This window comes from Xanthomonas sp. WCS2018Noco2-27 (assembly GCF_031843525.1).
GTDB lineage: Bacteria > Pseudomonadota > Gammaproteobacteria > Xanthomonadales > Xanthomonadaceae > Xanthomonas.
This window is the reverse complement of sequence record NZ_JAVTIK010000003.1, coordinates 1-17,082: the sequence shown is the minus strand read 5'-3', so window position 1 is coordinate 17,082 and position 17,082 is coordinate 1. Positions and strand designations below refer to the sequence as shown.

The 17,082-nt window shown below is 65.8% G+C and carries 12 protein-coding genes, 1 other RNA gene and 1 pseudogene; 4 read left to right on the top strand and 10 right to left on the bottom strand.

Translation table 11 applies throughout. The features are described from left to right. Nucleotides 1-132: 132 nt before the first annotated feature. Entirely contained in the window at nt 133-3,237 is a 3,105-nt protein-coding gene (locus tag RQH86_RS07595; RefSeq protein ID WP_311238317.1) for a TonB-dependent receptor, read from the top strand. Between the two features lie 309 nt (nt 3,238-3,546). After that, the gene (locus RQH86_RS07590) at nt 3,547-4,221 is read left to right on the top strand and encodes an energy transducer TonB (RefSeq protein ID WP_311238316.1); all 675 of its coding nucleotides are present in this window, start codon (nt 3,547-3,549) and stop codon (nt 4,219-4,221) included. Nucleotides 4,222-4,628: 407 nt separating this feature from the next. Here the strand turns inward: RQH86_RS07590 and RQH86_RS07585 are convergent. Both RQH86_RS07585 and rlmH read right to left on the bottom strand, forming a co-directional pair. Then, a pseudogene (locus RQH86_RS07585) lies at nt 4,629-4,715 on the bottom strand (23S rRNA (pseudouridine(1915)-N(3))-methyltransferase RlmH); the annotation flags it as partial. 72 nt (nt 4,716-4,787) lie between these two features. Then, on the bottom strand, nt 4,788-5,258 hold the full coding sequence (gene rlmH / locus RQH86_RS07580; protein ID WP_311238315.1) for a 23S rRNA (pseudouridine(1915)-N(3))-methyltransferase RlmH: 471 nt from the start codon (nt 5,256-5,258) through the stop codon (nt 4,788-4,790). 121 nt (nt 5,259-5,379) lie between these two features. Between rlmH and RQH86_RS07575 the strand changes: the two genes are divergently transcribed. Further along, nucleotides 5,380-6,915, top strand: coding sequence for an alkaline phosphatase PhoX (locus RQH86_RS07575; protein ID WP_115528452.1), 1,536 nt, complete (start codon nt 5,380-5,382; stop codon nt 6,913-6,915). 201 nt (nt 6,916-7,116) lie between these two features. Here the strand turns inward: RQH86_RS07575 and RQH86_RS07570 are convergent. The 8 genes from RQH86_RS07570 to RQH86_RS07535 form a co-directional block, all read right to left on the bottom strand. Further along, nucleotides 7,117-7,193, bottom strand: a non-coding RNA gene (locus RQH86_RS07570) — sX9 sRNA. A 182-nt stretch (nt 7,194-7,375) separates the two neighbouring features. Next, nucleotides 7,376-8,491, bottom strand: coding sequence for a J domain-containing protein (locus tag RQH86_RS07565; protein WP_311238314.1), 1,116 nt, complete (start codon nt 8,489-8,491; stop codon nt 7,376-7,378). A gap of 11 nt (nt 8,492-8,502) precedes the next feature. After that, nucleotides 8,503-8,913 carry a ribosome silencing factor gene (rsfS, locus tag RQH86_RS07560; RefSeq protein WP_055849932.1) on the bottom strand — a complete coding sequence of 137 codons (411 nt, stop codon included), beginning with the start codon at nt 8,911-8,913 and terminating at the stop codon, nt 8,503-8,505. A gap of 57 nt (nt 8,914-8,970) precedes the next feature. Then, nucleotides 8,971-9,891 carry a nicotinate-nucleotide adenylyltransferase gene (gene nadD, locus RQH86_RS07555; RefSeq protein WP_311238313.1) on the bottom strand — a complete coding sequence of 307 codons (921 nt, stop codon included), beginning with the start codon at nt 9,889-9,891 and terminating at the stop codon, nt 8,971-8,973. Next, a complete protein-coding gene (holA, locus tag RQH86_RS07550) occupies nt 9,888-10,916 on the bottom strand; it encodes a DNA polymerase III subunit delta (RefSeq protein WP_311238312.1) in 1,029 nt (342 codons plus the stop codon). Before holA ends, nadD begins: the two co-directional genes overlap by 4 nt. A 166-nt stretch (nt 10,917-11,082) precedes the next feature. Further along, a complete protein-coding gene (lptE, locus tag RQH86_RS07545) occupies nt 11,083-11,730 on the bottom strand; it encodes an LPS assembly lipoprotein LptE (RefSeq protein ID WP_055849928.1) in 648 nt (215 codons plus the stop codon). Nucleotides 11,731-12,142: 412 nt separating this feature from the next. Next, entirely contained in the window at nt 12,143-14,785 is a 2,643-nt protein-coding gene (gene leuS / locus RQH86_RS07540; protein WP_311238311.1) for a leucine--tRNA ligase, read from the bottom strand. Nucleotides 14,786-14,857: 72 nt separating this feature from the next. Then, nucleotides 14,858-15,469, bottom strand: a complete 612-nt coding sequence (locus RQH86_RS07535) for a DUF998 domain-containing protein (protein WP_311238310.1) — start codon at nt 15,467-15,469, stop codon at nt 14,858-14,860. 162 nt (nt 15,470-15,631) lie between these two features. Here RQH86_RS07535 and trxA point away from each other — a divergent pair, with 162 nt between their 5' ends. Then, entirely contained in the window at nt 15,632-16,492 is an 861-nt protein-coding gene (trxA, locus tag RQH86_RS07530; RefSeq protein ID WP_311238309.1) for a thioredoxin, read from the top strand. The last annotated feature ends 590 nt before the right edge of the window (nt 16,493-17,082 follow it).

Below are 17,082 nucleotides of genomic sequence, written 5' to 3'. Positions count from 1 at the left end.
CGATTCTTAAGGTTTGTGCTTAAAAAAACATGAAATTTAGAGAAATTATTCTTTAAGCGAGCGCTACAGCGCTCTAGCATCGGTTGTCAGCGCACCGTCATATTCGTGATGGCGCTCCTCTGGAGAGAGATGATGACCGGCCACCCTGCCTCGAAGCGCAGCTTCCATCCACCATCGCGCGCACGCCATGCCCGCATCAGCGTGCTCGCGCTTGCGTTGAGCGGCGCGGTCGGCGTGCTGACGTCCGGCACTGCCGCTGCGCAGAGCACCACCGCCGGCATCTACGGGAGCGCGCCCGCTGCTGCTGGTGCAACCATCACTGCACAAAGCGATACTGGTTTTGCCCGGACAGCGACCGTCGACGCGAACGGGCGATACGCCATCGGCAATCTTCCCGTCGGCACCTACACGGTCACCTTGCAACGCGACGGACAGGCCGTCGAGACACGCAAGAACATTGCCCTGCGCGTCGGCGCGGGCACCGATGTGTCGTTCGCCAGCAATACCTCGTCCGAGGCCACCAACCTGGGCACCATCACCGTGACCGGCAAGAACATCTCACCGGTGGATGTCTCCGCCACCGCATCGCGCACGGTGATTACCGCCGAACAGCTGCAGCGTTTGCCGCTGGCGCGCTCGGGTGAGGCGATTGCGCTTTTGTCACCAGGAGCCGTGCAAGGCAGCGGCTATTTCGGCAACGCCATTTCCTTCGGCGGTGCGGGCGTCACCGAAAATGCCTATTACCTCAACGGCTACCTCAGCTCCAATCCGCTCTCCAACATTGGCGGCGTCACCCTGCCGTTCGGCGCGATCGATCAGCAGGAAACCTATACCGGCGGTTACAGCGCGCGTTACGGCCGCTCCGCGGGCGGCGTCCTCAGCCAGCTCGGCAAGCGCGGCACCAACGAATGGCATTTCGGCGCGCAAGTGCTATGGCGTCCGAAGTCGCTGTCCAGCGACAACAAAAATGTCTTCTTCCCGAATGCGGCCCCACCTGCCGGCTATGAATACAGCGACGACAGCCTGCCCGGCACTCTTTACCGTAGCCGAAAGGACGACACTTTTTGGAATACGGTCTATAGCGTTTATGGCGGCGGCCCGCTGATCGAAGACCGCCTGTTCGTCTTTGTCGCCGCAGAGCAGGAACGCACCGAAGGCGTTTCCACCGCACGCAGGGACGACCCGGTGATCGGCCGCAACAACTACCGCACCGATGAGCCGAAGGTCTACGCAAAGATCGACTGGAACATCAACGACAGCAACATCCTCGAACTGACCGGCGTCAAGAATAATTCGCGCGATGGCGGTGCTTACAGCGATTTCAACGGATACCAGGGCCTCAACGGCGACGCCAACGGCGCATTCGCCGATACGGTCAAGGTCAACGACCGCTATTACATCGGCAAGTACACCAGCTACATCACCGACGATCTCACCTTGAGCGCCACCTACGGCAAGAGCCGTCAGACCGATTTCCGCAACAACCCCAGCACCGCACCGCTGCTGACCAACACCAATCTGCAGGACCCGGCCATCACCGGTGGCAGCGAGATCCGCAACAACCAGACCTCCAGCCAGGCGCGCGATGGCGAAAACAAGACGCGCGGTCTGCGCATCGACCTGGAATATGTGTTGGGCAGCCACACCCTCACTGCAGGTGTGGACAACATGTATTTCAATGCCAACAACGAAGGTGTCATCACCACCGGCCCGGGCTTCCGCTGGATCTATGGACGCTCTTCGCGCCCCACCTCGCCCATCAGCGCTGCGCTGGGCGTGGGTCCGGCCGGTGGTAATGGCTACTACGCCTATCGCTCCGTGTTCAATACCGCGACCAGTATGTCCGTCGAGCAAAAAGCCTACTTCCTCGAAGACAAATGGCAGGTCAACGACAAGCTGCTGCTGACGCTGGGTATCCGCAACGACAAGTTCACCAACTTCAACGACGCGGGTGTGCCCTACGTGACCAGTGGCGATCAGTGGGCGCCGCGCTTGGGGCTGAGTTGGGACGTGTTCGGCGACTCCTCGCTCAAGGTCTACGGCAACGCCGGTCGCTACTACCTGGCGCTGCCTAACAGCGTGGCCATCCGTGGCGCATCGCCGTCCACGTTTACGCGCGAATACTTCACCTACACCGGCATCGATGCGCAGGGCAGCCCGACCGGGCTGACGCCGGTCGCGGTCGATCCATCCGCCGGATTCTCCTGTTCGGGCAATGTCGTCTCCTCCAATCTGGAATGCGGCCAAGCTCCGGATGCCGCCGGCATCGCCGCCACCGACCTGAAGTCGATGTACCAGGACGAGTTCATGCTTGGCTTCGACAAGACGCTTGGCGAGAACTGGGTGACTGGTGCCAAGGCCACTTACCGCTCGCTCGGCGCCACCATCGACGACGTCTGCGATGCGGATCGGATGCGGACCAAGTTGACCGCGATCGGCGTAGATCCCAGCACCGTCAACGTGCCCGGCTGCATCATCTTCAATCCCGGCGAAACCAATTCCTTCAGCCTGGCCAACCTGGATGGCTCCGGCCGCACGTCGGTATCGATGTCGCCGTCGGACTGGGGCTTCGACAAGAAGGCCAAGCGCACCTATCTGGCGGTGGACCTGTTCCTGCAACATCCGTTCGACGGCAAGTGGGAAGGCCGCATCGATTACACCTGGTCGCGCAATTTCGGCAATACCGAAGGGCAGATCAAATCCGATATCGGCCAGACCGATGTCTCCAAGACCCAGGACTGGGATGCCGCTGCGCTGATGTGGTACTCGGGCGGCTACCTGGCCAATGATCGCCGCCATCAGATCAAGATTTACGGTTCCTACCAGATCGCGCCCGAATGGCTGATTGCGGGCAACATCCGCGTGCTGTCCGGCACGCCGAAATCCTGCCTTGGCTACGTGAGCATCAACGGCATCAGCGAGGATTCCGATGCCGGCGATCCGGTGGGTTATGGCTCCGCGTACCACACCTGCAACGGCCAACCCTCGCGCCCGGGCGACGCAGGTCGCCTGCCCTGGACAAAGATCGTCGACCTGGGCCTGACCTATCGCCCCGCGTTCGCCGACAACAAGCTCTCCATGACGCTGCAGGCCTTCAACATCTTCAACGAGCGTAAACCGCTGCAGGTCGATTCCACCTGGGAAGACAGCGCGTTCACGCTATCCAACACCTACGGTATGGGCGCGTTCTTCACCCAGCCACGCTACGCGATGTTCTCGGTGGCGTACGACTACTGACGCACTCTCCCGTCAGCGTCGTTTCCCCAGCCCGGCAACGGGCTGGGCTTTTCTACCGCAACGCCCAGCTTCGGCTGGGCGTCTGCATGCGCGAACGCTGATCCGCGTTGGCACCGTAAAGAAACTCAGCTAGCTATCGATATCGCCGTCGTGGCGATATCGATCCGCCATCGTCGGCGATGTCGCAAACCCGTCGCAGCTACGCGTCGTACTTGTGCAGCCGCGCGCGCTGCGGTAAACCTACGCTACCGGATGGTGTAGTGCGTCCGGGCCGCGCAGGTCCTTTCCGCAGTTCCGTTTTGGAGGTGGATGATGGTTCGCACGCAATCGCAAGTTTCTTCCCGTCCCCTTGGCATCGACACCTCGCGCGTCCTGGCGATGAGCACCGCCGTGGCGCTGCATCTGCTGGCCGGTGGCTTGTTGCTGATCCCGCTGTCGTATCGGGCGGTTCCGCAAGCGCCCCCCGAGCCGCGTTGGGTCATGCCGATCACGATACCGACCGCCCCACCACCGCCGCTGGTAATCCCGGTCACTGTGAATTTCACACCGAAGACGCAGACACCACCCAAGACCGTGCCAGTCCCGGTGCAGGTGCCGACTCCTCTCATCGACCAGACATCCGTGGTCGACACCACGTCAGTTACCCTCCCGGCAACCGGCACCGCGATGGACAGCGCGCCCACCATCGCTGCACCGAGCGGGCCGATCGAGGCGGGGCAGTTGCAGTATCTGAGTTCGCCCGCACCGAGTTACCCGGTGGCTGCATTGCGTGCGGGGCAGCAAGGCACAGTGCTGCTGCGCGTGCTGGTGGGTACCGATGGACGCCCGGCCGAAGTGAGCGTGCAAACCAGCAGCGGTCATCGCGCGCTCGATCTGGCCGCGCGTAGCCAGGTGCTGCGCAGCTGGCGCTTCCAGCCGGCGATGCAAAACGGCCAGGCCGTGCAGGCCTACGGATTGGTGCCGGTAAGTTTTTCGTTGAATTGAAGCTTCGTTGAATTGAAGCGTGGACCGACGCGGCGGCCTGCAACTGCGGCCGCCGCACCACTGCGAACCTCTACGCACCCGCTGGCGCCAACTATCCCGCTACGAACGCACGCGCGCCAGGCAGCAAGCGTAGCGGCCACGCCGCAGTGTCCTTCGCCTGCCGCATGACCACTGGGAGCGCCAGTGACCACCCGACGCATCAATGGGCTGGGGACGGCCAGCAGAAGGAAGCGAGCGAGCGGCACGACGGCTCCCGCCGACGCGATCAAAACCGGCAACAGCGCGCGACACACCTCGGCCATCGCTTCGGATCGCATTCGTCTGGAAGCTGAGCAGACGTTGCGCAGTCGCGCTATCGAGCAAGCCGTTGCGTGCTGACGCAGATCCCGTCCAACGCGTTGAATCGAGTGATTGGCCAGCATCGCCGCAGCGCGATGCAACTGCTCGGCCACACTCAAATGCACCGGCATGTGCAGCAGCGTGAGCGGGCCGATCTCGCGGGTTTGGGTGATCAGCCGCTCCGATGACGCCAGCTGCACCGCGCTCGGCATGACGTCATGACGTCATTACGCCCGGTGATACGGATGATTGGCCAGCATCGCCGCAGCGCGGTACAGCTGCTCGGCCACGATCAGGCGCACCAACATGTGCGGCAAGGTGAGCGGGCCGATCGACCAGCTTTCGTTGGCATTTTTCAGTACATCGGCCGCGTGACCTTCCGGGCCGCCGATCAGGAAGGCCAGGTCGCGCCCCTGTCCGCGCCAGTGTTCCATACGCTGGGCGAGTTGCTCTGAACTCAGCGGGCGACCGGGCACATCCAGCGCCACGACATGCGCGTTCTTGGGCAGCGCGGCGATGACGCGACGGCCTTCATCGTCGATGGCGCGTTGCCCATCGCGTCCCTTGCCACGCAGGCCGGGTTCGATCTCGACCAGCTCCAGCGGCATCCAGTGCGACAGACGTTTTTGATATTCGGCAAAACCTTGCGCCACCCAGGCCGGTGCGCGTTCGCCGGTGGCGATGAGTCGGCATTTCATCCGTACATGATATCCGCGTCACAGCCTGGGCAGTCCGTGGCGATTTGTCGTTGCGTGTCATGGCGTGGTTACAGCCGGCAATTAGTGTCGCCCGACCACCCAGCCACGCAGGAGTCGTTCGATGCCGATTTTCGATCCCGCCCGCCGCCAGGTTCTCAAGGGCAGCGCCGCCGTCATGGCCGCCGGTGCCCTTGGCAGCTTGGGCGCATTGCAATCGCGCCAGGCCCAGGCCGCCACGTCCCCGTCGGTGCGGCTCGCACCGGTCCCCAGCCGTTACGGCCCGCTCGCCCCGGTCGCCGACCAGAGCACCGGCCTGCCGCTGCTGCAGCTGCCGCGCGGTTTCAGCTACCGCTCGTTCGGCTGGAGCGGCGACCGCATGGACGATGGCCAGCCCTGCCCCGACCGCCACGACGGTATGGCCGTGGTCGGTCTGCGTCGACCCGACTGGCGTCCGGGCAGCGACCCGCTGCGCGGCCTGGAATACGTGTTGATCCGTAACCATGAGCGCGGCGCCGGCAGCCCGTTCCGCGCACCGGCCATGTACGACACCGGCATCGTCAGCGGCACCCAACAGGCCGGCGGCGGCACTACCACGCTGAGCTACGGCCGCCGTGGCTGGGGCAGCCTGGAGCCGAGCCTGGGCGGCACGCTGGTCAACTGCGCCGGCGGGCCGACCCCGTGGGGCACCTGGCTGAGCTGCGAAGAGATCAAGACCAACGCGGTCTCCAGCACCGGCCACAAGCACGGCTATGTGTTCGAAGTGGACCCGGACAGCCATCGCACCACCGGCCGTCCGCTGGTGGGGCTGGGCCGTTTCAGCCATGAGGCGGTGGCGATCGACCCGCGCACCGGCACCGTCTATCTCACCGAGGACGACCGCAACAAGGCCGGCCTGTATCGCTTCATTCCCAACGACCGCCGCGGCCGCAATGGCTCGCTGGAAAACGGCGGCCGGCTGCAGGCCGCGCGCGTGCGCGGACGTCGCAATGCCGACCTCACCGTGGCAAGCATCGGCCAGCAGTTCCAGCTGGAGTGGGTGGATATCAGCGAGCCCGATCTGGACAGCATCGCCGCACCGGCGGGCTTTGCCGACATCGGCGCCAACGACACCTTGAGCGGGCCGTTTGCACAAGCCTGGGCCGATGGCGCGCTGCGCATGAGCCGCGGCGAAGGCATCTGGTACAGCTACGGCAAGATGTTCATCGTCGACACCAGCACCGGTGTGGATGCGCAGGGCCGGCGCGGTTACGGCAATGGCGCGGTGTGGGTGCTGGACCTGTTCACCCAGCGCCTGAGCGCGCTGTTCGTCAGCGGCAATCAGCTGGCGGCGCATAACCCGGACAACGTCACCGTCAGTGCGCGCGGCGGCGTGGTGCTGTGCGAAGACGGCGGCGAAAGCCCGGACGAATACGGCCCCGGCGCGCGCTTGCTGGGCCTGACCCGCAACGGCGAATCGTTCTATCTGGCCAAGAACAACGTGCAGCTCACCTCGCAGCAGATTGCCGATGCCGGCAAGACCATTGCCGAAGGCGACTACCGCGACACCGAGTTCTGCGGCGCCTGTTGGGACCCGTTGGCACGCACCTTGTTCGTCAACATCCAGACGCCGGGGATTACCTTGGCCATCACCGGGCCATGGGAACGCGGGCCGTTGTAAGCCTGTTCTCTGCACGACGCGACACCTGCCGGAGGGCGTATCACCGCTCATCCGGCAGGTTTCAAGCGTGCCGAAAGATCCGCAGGCCAACAGCGAAAACGTAGCGCATGCAGGCGCACAGTCGATGCGCCACCTCCGAATGTCGCGCGTGGCGGCAGGCTGGTCGCACGGTCAGCGTGGTCGGTCGCTGCAGCCAAGAGCGGCTAACAACACATAGCGAGCAATCGTCAGGCGGGTGTGGACGGCGCGCTCAGAACCGGAGTGTCCGCGTGGCACATGCCACACCAAGCACCGGCCGCGCCGGCCTGGCGGTGAGCACAGCGTTGTATTGGCCACTCTAAAGCCTCGCTATCGGCGCCCGGTTGGCATCACCTGTTGGCATCACCGGCTGTTGGGAACCGCGCATAGGCAGACGCGTTCGGTCGCGCAGCGCAGCCACTCGCGTCATTGCCGCGCATGGTCAGAACCAGGGCGCTTCGGGCACGCTCGACACGACGCGCTGCATCTTCAACCAGCGCTTGAACGATTGCGGATCGCCCAGTTCGCGCAGTCCCTGGCGTGCCTCCATCAACTCGTCTTCGACCTCACGCTTGAGTTGCGCCATCAATCTGCCCAGCCGCTCCGGCTTCGGGCGCGACGGCAGGTCCAATCCATACTCGGCGCAGAAGTCGCCCGCTTGCTGCTGCACCTGCTGCTGCAGGTCCTTGCACTGGCGGTCCAGTTCGCGGTTGTACTCCTGCAACCGCGTCGGGTTCATCGCGTCCACGCCTTGCGCGTCCATCAGGCCGATCTCGGCCTGCAGTTCGAGCAAACCCAGCAGATCGCCCGCCTTATAGGCGGCATTGAGCCGCTGCATCAGGATGGTGCGCGAGGCATGGTCATCGTTGTTCTTGGCGCGGTCCGGATGCAGATTGCCGGCCAGCTTGCGATACAGCTCGCGCAACGGCGGGGGTTCGGCAGTGGCGGCAGTGGCCTTCCGCTCGGCGCGTTTGCGGCGCTGCGTCTGGCGTTGCTGCTGCTGGGCGTGCTCTTGCTCCAGGCGCTCGCTCACGCGCTCGAAGAGTTCTTCTGGCGAGTCGATCGCATCCAGTTCGTCGGCATCCAGTCCGTAGGCCTGGCCGAGAATCTGCTTCATCAGCGCATCGGACTCGGAGACGTCCTGGTCATAGCCGACGACACTGTGGCGATCGTAGATCGGCCGCAGCGCCTCGTGGCCGGCTTCGATCAGCGGACCGGCGATGTTGCACAGCAGATCCGACAAGAACTCGCGATCGGCCTTTCCCAGCTTGTAGGAAGCGTGTGCGCGATCGAGTTCCTCGACCAGGGCGATATCGGCATCGCGTCGACGGTCGAGCAAGGGCTGCAGCTCGCTGTGGTAGCGCTCGCGCCATTGCGCAAGCGCCACTTGCCAGGCCTGCAATTGGGCGCGATGCAGTTCCAAGTCGCGCAACAGCCGGTCAAAGCGTTTGCGGGCCGGCGACGCTGCTGCACCGGACGCCTGCGCAGCGCCACTGTGCAACCGCTGCAGCGCGTGCGAAGCAGCGGTATCCGGGGTGGCTTGCAGCTTTCTCGCCATGCCGGGGCCAGTTACTCCTCGGAATCGGCAACCACATCGTCCGGACGCTGGTCGCCCACGGTCCACAAACGCTCCAGCGCGTAGAACTCGCGGACGCGCGGCAGCATCACGTGCACCACGACATCGCCCAGGTCGACCAGCACCCACTCGGCTTCGCGCTCGCCTTCCACACCCAACGGCATCACGTCCAGCCGCTTGGCGAACTTGACCACTTCTTCGGCGATCGATTTGACGTGGCGGGTCGAGGTGCCCGAGGCAACCACCATGTAATCGCAGACGCTGGACTTGCCGCGCACGTCGATCTCGACCACGTCCTTGGCTTTCAGCTCCTCCACGGCCTCGCGCACGGTGGCCAGCAGGGCCGGCACGGACGGCGGCGGATTCGGGATGGAGGTCTTGATGACTTGGGCTTGACTGGTCAAAGCGGGCAACTCGATGGAATTAGCGTGAATTATAGGCCGGTCCGGGCGGATGCGTGTTCAGCTAGCCGCGCGGTGGCAGCCGTACAGGCCTTCCCGGGCGATAAAGCCGGCCACCGCAGCAGGCACCAGCGCCTGCAAGGGCCCGCCGGCAGCGATCTGCGCGCGCACCGCGCTGGCCGATTCGCCGCGCAACGGGTGGTGCAATTGCCACAACCGGCCGGCCGGTGCGGCGAGCAGTGCATCGGTGCTGGCGGCCCAGCGCCCCTGCACCGCGGCGGCCAGGTGCGGCGCATCGCTCAGGTCCAGGGATGTGCCGGGCCGCGCGGCAATGACGAAGTGCGCCAGCTCGAACAGCGCCTCCCACTGGTGCCAGCGGTGCAGTCCAACGAAAGCGTCGGCACCCAATAACCAGGCAATGGGCGTGGTCGGCCCCAGTGCCTCGCGCAGCTCGCGCAAGGTCTCCACGGTGTAGGACGGCGCCAGCTGCTGGCTGGCACGCTGCAGCTCGCGGCTGTCCAGCTGCAGCCCGGGCTGGCCGGCAAGCGCCAGTTCCAGCATCTGCGCACGCTGCGCGGCCGTGGCACCGGGTGCGGCGCGATGCGGCGGATCGGCGGCCGGCACCAGGTGCACGAGCGCACCCAGTTCGTCGCGTGCCGCGCAGGCGATGGCCAGGTGACCCAGGTGGATCGGGTCGAAGGTGCCGCCGTAGTAGAGGTGGAGCCGGGACTCTTGAAACCGGGACCGGGGACCGGGGACCGGGGACCCGGAAGAGCGAGGCGCAGGGCCCTGGTCGGTGGGTTGGTGCGGGTGTTGTTCTTTTTGCAGGGACCGGGGACCGGGGACCGGGGAACCGGACACAGCAATGGCCGGGTTCTCGGGCTGTGGGCCAGGGATTGCGACGCTGTCAACAGCCTCGGCCTCTATGCCTTCCCCGGTCCCCGGTCCCCGGTCCCCGGTCCCGGCCTTGCCGGCTCTCACGCCAGCAATCTCACCGCGCGCGCTTCGGCCACCGCGACCAGGAGGCGTTCCAGGCCGACCCATGCATCGCCGTCGGCGCGGCCCTTGGCCATGCGATCGACCAGGCCGGCCTCGGCGACGAAGCGCTCCCAGCGGCGCGCCTCGGGATGACGCTGCAGCGCGCGCTTGAACGGGGCCTGGCGGGATTCCCAGATGCCCTGCGATTTCATTTCCGCGGCCAGGTTGCCGCCGTTGGCCTGCACCTTTGCCAGTGCAGCGGTGCGCAGCAGTTCCTTGATCAGGATCGGCATCAGCGCGGCGACGGCTTCGCCTTCGGCATGTAGCCCGGCGAGCATGCGGATCACCGCGGCGGGCTGGCCGGAGAAGGTGGTTTCGGCCAGGCGAAACACGTCGTAACGCGCGGCATCGGCCACCAGCGACTCCATCGCCTCCAGATCCAGCGTCTTGCCGTCGGCCAGCAAGGCCAGCTTGTCGATCTCCTGCGCGGCGGCCAGCAGGTTGCCTTCCACCCGCTCGGCCAGGCGCTGCACCGCGGCTGCGTCGGCGCGCAGGCCCTGGGCGCGCAGGCGGCGCTCGATCCAGTCGGACAATTCATGCGGCTTGATCGCCCAGGCCACCGCAATGGTGCCGATGCGGCCGATCGCCTCGGCCCACTTGCCCTGGTGCGCCTTGCTCCAGTCGTTGGCGGTGATCAGCAGCACCACGTCCGGCGGCGGGTTGGCACAGAAGCGAGTGATGACTTCGGCACCGTCCTTGCCCGGCTTGCCGCTGGGCAGGCGCACTTCCACCAGCCGGCGCGGGCTGAACAGGCTTGGCGCGTTGAAGCTGGCGTCGAGCTGGTTCCAGTCGAACTCGCGGCCGTCGGCATCGAACACCTCGCGCTCGCCGATGCCTTCGGCGCGCGCACGTGCGCGCACCGCATCGGCTGCTTCGAGCACGCGCAAGGTTTCCGGACCGGCGATCAGGTAGGCCGGCTGCAACGGCTGATTGGACTGGCCGGCCAGCTGCTCTGGGCGAAGTTCCATGCCTACAACCGCGCGCCAGGTCGCAGGCTAGCCGAGGCGCCATCACGCGCCGCCGGCAGGCGACCGCCGACTGGATGCTGGTCACGCCCAGCACGCGCCACGCCTGTCAGTTCCGGACAGTCGCTGCGCCCGCCTGACAGACACGCGGGAGATGCGATCGCCACGCTCAGTTGTTCGACGACGGCTGCGGCGCTGGCGGCAGCGAGGCCGGCACGCTGGATTCGGGCGTCGACGGCTGCACCGGCGGCGTGGTGGCCTGCGGCAGCGGCGCGGTCGGCGTGCTTTCCAGGCTCTCGCCACGCTGCACGCGGGCGCGCACCACGCTGTCGATACGCCGCAGGATCGAGGCCGACATGTCCTTGCGCAACTCGTCGGCCAGGATCTCGCGCTCGGTGGCGGTACCGGTGGCGTCCACCGGCGGCGACACGTAGTCGCGCGACAGCTCGATCACCTGCTGCGGCACCAGCACCGCACCGTTGGCGGTGGTGACGGTAAAGATGGCGGCGTAGCGCAGGCTGTATTCCTGTGCACGGCCCTGGCTGTCGATGGCGATCGGCAGATCGCCCCAGCGCTCGGACAACACCTGCACCTGCGCAAAGCCGGTCTTGGCGTCTTCGTCCGCCAGCGTGGCGCCGGCAGCCTTGAGGCCACGCCGCAACAATTTGGCCAGTTCGCTGTACTGCACTGCGGACTGCACCTTCACGGCCGGGGTATCGGGCGGCAACGCAAGCGAATTGCGCAGGTGGAAGCCGCAGGCGGTGAGGCTGGAGACCAGCACGAGGGACGCAGCGAAAGCAGTAGGAAATCGAATCATGGGCACAGTCTGGATGAGCGCCCCGGCGGCGGCAACAGGCGGCTAGCCTGACGCAGCCCGCGTGAACGGGGCTTGATAGGGCGCCGCGGAACAACGCGGCGCCCAGGAATGACAAACGCGTCGCCACGCGCCGGTGAAACGAATGACCAGAAGCCACTCCAACAATCTCACCTGCACGTCGCCAAGCGCGACTGAAATGAAGTATCTGGAACCATCGCGGCAACTTCACCCATGCGTCGCGACGCAGCAGCGCAGTTAATCGCAGAAAACCACTGCAGCGCGCGGACCTGCGCAACACCACGCGCCAGTGCAACACATTGCCAACACCGCCGCAGCAACCTTGCACCGCGTCGCCACGCCGCTCCGGGAAACTACCCGGATCGGCAATGGCAACCGGACCGATCAGCCGCCATCACCCCGCCACGATGTTCACGATCTTTCCCGGCACGATGATGATCTTGCGGATCGTCAGCCCATCCAGGAATTTCGCGGCATTGGGTTCGGCCTGGGCCAGCGCTTCGATGTGTTCGCGCGCGGCGTCCGCCGTCACCTCGATGGTGCCGCGCAGCTTGCCGTTGATCTGCACCGCCAGCGTCAATGCGTCACGCACCAAGGCGCTGGCATCGACCTGCGGAAACGCCACGTCTTCCAGCAACGTTTCGCCACGGCCCAGCACCTGCCACAACGCGTGGCTGGCATGCGGGGTGATCGGGTTGAGCAGCAGCACCATCGCTTCCAGTGCTTCCTGCCGCACCGCCCTGCCCTGGTCGCTGGCGTCGTCGAACTTGGCCAGCGCGTTGGACAACTCCATCACCGCGGCAATGGCGGTGTTGAAGCTGTGGCGGCGGCCATAGTCGTCGCTGACCTTGCCGATGGTTTCGTGGGTCTTGCGGCGGATCGCCTTTTGCTCGGCACTCAGGCTGGCGGCGTCCAGCGCAACGGCCGCGCCCTCGCCCACATGCTTGTGCACCTGTACCCACAACCGGCGCATGAAACGCGCCATGCCGTCGACGCCGGCTTCGTTCCACTCCAACGACTGCTCCGGCGGCGCGGCGAACATCGAGAACAACCGCACGGTGTCGGCGCCGTACTTGGCCACCATCGACTGCGGATCCACGCCGTTGTTCTTGGACTTGGACATCTTCTCGGTGCCGCCGATATGCACCGGCTGGCCGTCGGCGACCAGCACCGCGCCGGTGACGCGGCCGCGCTCATCGCGCTGGACCTCGACATCGGCCGGGTTGATCCAGTCCTTGCCGCCGTTGTCGGCGTCGCGATAGAACGTGTCGGCGATGACCATGCCCTGGGTGAGCAGGTTGGTCACCGGCTCGTCGCTGTCCACCAGCCGCGCGTCGCGCATGAGCTTGTGATAGAAGCGGAAGTACATCAGGTGCAGGATCGCGTGCTCGATGCCGCCCACGTACAGATCGGCCGGCATCCAGTAATTGGCGCGGCGGTCGACCATGTCGCGTGCGTTGGGGCTGGTGTAGCGCGCCACGTACCAGCTCGATTCCATGAAGGTATCGAAGGTGTCGGTCTCGCGCTCTGCCGGGCCGCCGCAGTCCGGGCAGGTGGTCTGGCGCCAGGTCGGATCGGTCTTGATCGGCGAACCGGTGCCGGCAAATTCCACGTTTTCCGGCAGCACCACCGGCAGCTGGTCTTCCGGCACCGGCACCGCACCGCACTTGGCGCAGTAGATCACCGGAATCGGGCAGCCCCAGTAACGCTGACGGCTGACACCCCAATCGCGCAGACGGTAGTTGATGCGGCGCTGGCCCTGGCCCTTGCGCTCGAAGCGCTCGGCCAAGGCTTCGAAGGCGCCGCCGAAATCCAGGCCATCGAACTCGGCCGAATTGATCAGCTCCAGCTCGCGGCTTTTTTCGGTGTACCAGTCGCGCCACTGGGTGGCGTCCCAGGTCTGTTCGTCTTCATTGCGCGGCTCGCGCAGCTTGACCACCTGAACGATCGGCAGTGCATACTTGTTGGCGAACTCGAAATCGCGCTGGTCGTGGCCGGGCACCGCCATCACCGCGCCGGTGCCGTAGCCCATCAGCACGAAGTTGGCCACCCACACCGGCACCTGCTCGCCGCTGATCGGATGCACTGCGCTCAGGCCGGTGGCCATGCCGCGTTTTTCCTGGGTTTCCAGCTCGGCTTCCGAGACACCGCCATGTTTGAGTGTTTCCAGCAGCGCGGCCAGTTCCGGATTGGATTTGGCCGCATGCAGCGCCAGCGGGTGCTCGGCGGCGATCGACACGAAGGTCACGCCCATCAGCGTGTCCGGGCGGGTGGTGAACACGCGCAACGGGTCCAGCGGCGCGCCATCGGTGTCGCGCACGTCGAACTGGATTTCCAGCCCTTCCGAGCGGCCGATCCAGTTGCGCTGCATGGTCTTGACCGAGTCCGGCCAGCCATCCAGCTGGTCCAGGCCGTCGAGCAGTTCCTGTGCGTAATCGGTGATGCGCAGGAACCACTGCGGAATTTCGCGTTTTTCGACCAAGGCACCGGAGCGCCAGCCGCGGCCGTCGATCACCTGCTCGTTGGCCAGCACGGTCTGATCGATCGGGTCCCAGTTCACCACCGCGTTGCGACGGTAGGCCAGGCCCTTGCGCATCAGCCGGGTGAACATGCGCTGCTCGTGCACGTAATAGTCCGGCGTGCAGGTGGCGAACTCGCGCGACCAATCGATGGCATAGCCCAGCGATTTGAGCTGGCCGCGCATGTGCTCGATATTGGCGTAGGTCCACTTGGCCGGCGCGGTCTTGTTCTTGATCGCGGCGTTTTCCGCCGGCAACCCGAACGCATCCCAGCCCATCGGCTGCATCACGTTGTGGCCGGTCATGCGCTTATAGCGGCTGACCACATCGGAGATGGTGTAGTTGCGCACATGGCCCATGTGCAGCGCACCGGACGGGTACGGCAGCATCGACAGGCAATAGAACTTGGGTTTATCCGAGTTCTCGTCGACCTGGAAGGCGCGGGTGGCGTCCCAGAACTGCTGGGCGGAGGATTCGACCTGCTGCGGGTCGTAGGCGTTGGGTTCGACGGTGGACATTGGGAGCGGATGCTCGGGCGGTGCAAAGCGGGACAGGGTACCGCAGTGCAGCAGGTGCTCCAAACCGCTCGCTCAGATCGCAGGCTTTGCCGGCCAGATCCAGGCGGCCACAGCCAGCCAGCCGACCCAGGCCAGAAACGCCAGGCGTTGTGCGATGGCCTGCCGCAGCAGGCCGGGCGGGCCAAATGCCAGCACCGCCACCAGTAGCCCGGCCGCCAGGCTGAGCCAGGCCAACGCGCGGGTCTCGGGGGCATTGAGCAGCGCTGCGGCAATCAACAGCATGCCCGGCACAAACGCCACCGCCCACAGCAACCAGGCCGTGGCATGCGCCTGACTGGCGCGGCCATCCAGATCGGTGGGATCCAGCGGCAGCATGCCCATGCCGACGAAGGCCAGCCCGGCCAGCACAATGAGCTGCCCGCCCACGCGCAGGCTCCAGCCGGCCTTGGGCGGCATGCGCGCCAGCAGGCTGACGCCGGTGATCATGCCCAGCGCACCGACCAGCACGAACGCCAGCAGATTGAAGCCCAGCGCATGCGGCACCCCTTGCGCGCCCAGCAGCGCGACCGGGTGGCTGGCCTGCAGATAGCCAGGCAGCGTGGCCCCGAACCCGGCCAGCGCCAGCACGAACACGGTTGCCGCGATCAGGCCCAGGTAGCGCTGCGCGCTGTCGGTACTTCCCATTGTGGTGCTCCGCTGCGGGGCGCGTTGGCGCCACCAGGACGCGGCATTGTCGTGCCGGGCGCGCACGGCGTGAACCCCCTTCGGCGTCCCGGACTGGCCTTGTGTCGGCCGGGTTTGCCACCATTACCACCCATTGTTGCCGTCACCTCATACAGGAAGCCCATGTCCGACAAGCCGCATGTATTCGATGCCACCACCGACACCTTCGAGACCGATGTCCTGCAGAAATCGTTGACGACACCGGTACTGGTGGATTTCTGGGCCACCTGGTGCGGGCCGTGCAAGTCGCTGACGCCGATCCTGGAAAAGCTGGCAGGCGAGTACAACGGCGCATTCGAGCTGGGCAAGGTCGATGTGGACAAAGAACAGCAGATCGCTGCGGCGTTCCAGATCCGCTCGGTGCCGACGGTGTTCCTGGTCAAAGGTGGCGAGATCGTCGACGGCTTCCCCGGCGCGATGCCCGAAGGCCAGGTGCGCGAATTCCTGACCCAGCACGGCGTGCTGCCGGCCGAGCCGCAGATCGCCGAAGAGGTGCTGCCCGAGGCGCCGCTGGACCCGCAGGCAAAGGCCGCCGCGTTGCGCGAGGCGATCGCCGCCGAACCGGACAAGGACGAGCTCAAGCTGGATCTGGCGCTGGCGCTGCTCAAGACCGGCGACACCGCCGAGGCCGAGCAGTTGATCGACGCCCTGCCCGCCAACCTGGCCACCGACGACCGCGCGGTGCGTGCCAAGGCCCGCCTGAGTTTTGCCAATGTGCTCAAGGACGCCCCGGACGCCAGCGCGCTGCAGGCCACCGTGGACACCAATGGTGCCGACCTGCGCGCGCGTCACCTGCTCGGCGTGCGCCATCTGCTCGACGGCAACGACGAAGCGGCGCTGGAACAGTTCCTGGAAATGCTGCGGCAGGATCGCGCCTTCGACGAGAACCTGCCGCGCCGCAGCCTGATCGATGCGTTCCGCGTGATCGAAGACGAAGACCTGGTCGGCCGCTACCGCCGCAAGATGTCGGCGCTGGTGTTCTGATAGCGACGGGCACTGTGGCGCTAAGCGCGGCTTCGTACGCCTGAGAGCGGTTGCATGCGCTGAGATCGGCTGCATGCAGCGTGTCGATTGCACGCATTGCGCGCATTGCACGGAGCGTGTCGGTCACAGGGTCCGGCACGCCGCGGTGCGATGCGGTGCGGTGCGAGGCCTGCATCCTGCCGCTACCAAGCCGCGCAGACCTGCCTCTCCAAACGGGGCACCGGCACACTGCCGACATCCTGAAGACCGACCCGACGAAGACGGCCGACTCTATGAACGCGTAGGAGCGGACCTGGCCGCGATGATGCATTCCCAGTCGCGATGAAGCGTCATGCGATAACGGTGGCGGTAACGCACCGTCGCGGCCAGGTCCGCTCCTACAAGTCCTGGCTCCCCTACGCGTCACGCGTAAGGCAGCGCTGCAACGAAGCGTGAGAGCCGGTCCCCGCCAGATTGCGCAGACGGCACCCTGCGCAGCGACGACGACTTCAAGCCACCCCGCCCCCTGACGCGTAGGAGCGGACCTGGCCGCGATGAGGCTTCCCGCGGTCGCGATGAATCGTTCCTCCGATAACGGTGATGCACCGTCG

Bases quoted from the DNA above. Each gene is read 5' to 3' on its own strand.
- leuS (WP_311238311.1), bottom strand. From the start codon at position 14,785: ATGTCCACCGTCGAACCCAACGCCTACGACCCGCAGCAGGTCGAATCC.
- holA (WP_311238312.1), bottom strand. From the start codon at position 10,916: ATGGAACTTCGCCCAGAGCAGCTGGCCGGCCAGTCCAATCAGCCGTTG.
- RQH86_RS07595 (WP_311238317.1), top strand. From the start codon at position 133: ATGACCGGCCACCCTGCCTCGAAGCGCAGCTTCCATCCACCATCGCGC.
- RQH86_RS07565 (WP_311238314.1), bottom strand. From the start codon at position 8,491: ATGGCGAGAAAGCTGCAAGCCACCCCGGATACCGCTGCTTCGCACGCG.
- RQH86_RS07590 (WP_311238316.1), top strand. From the start codon at position 3,547: ATGATGGTTCGCACGCAATCGCAAGTTTCTTCCCGTCCCCTTGGCATC.
- RQH86_RS07535 (WP_311238310.1), bottom strand. From the start codon at position 15,469: ATGGGAAGTACCGACAGCGCGCAGCGCTACCTGGGCCTGATCGCGGCA.
- lptE (WP_055849928.1), bottom strand. From the start codon at position 11,730: ATGATTCGATTTCCTACTGCTTTCGCTGCGTCCCTCGTGCTGGTCTCC.
- rlmH (WP_311238315.1), bottom strand. From the start codon at position 5,258: ATGAAATGCCGACTCATCGCCACCGGCGAACGCGCACCGGCCTGGGTG.
- trxA (WP_311238309.1), top strand. From the start codon at position 15,632: ATGTCCGACAAGCCGCATGTATTCGATGCCACCACCGACACCTTCGAG.
- RQH86_RS07575 (WP_115528452.1), top strand. From the start codon at position 5,380: ATGCCGATTTTCGATCCCGCCCGCCGCCAGGTTCTCAAGGGCAGCGCC.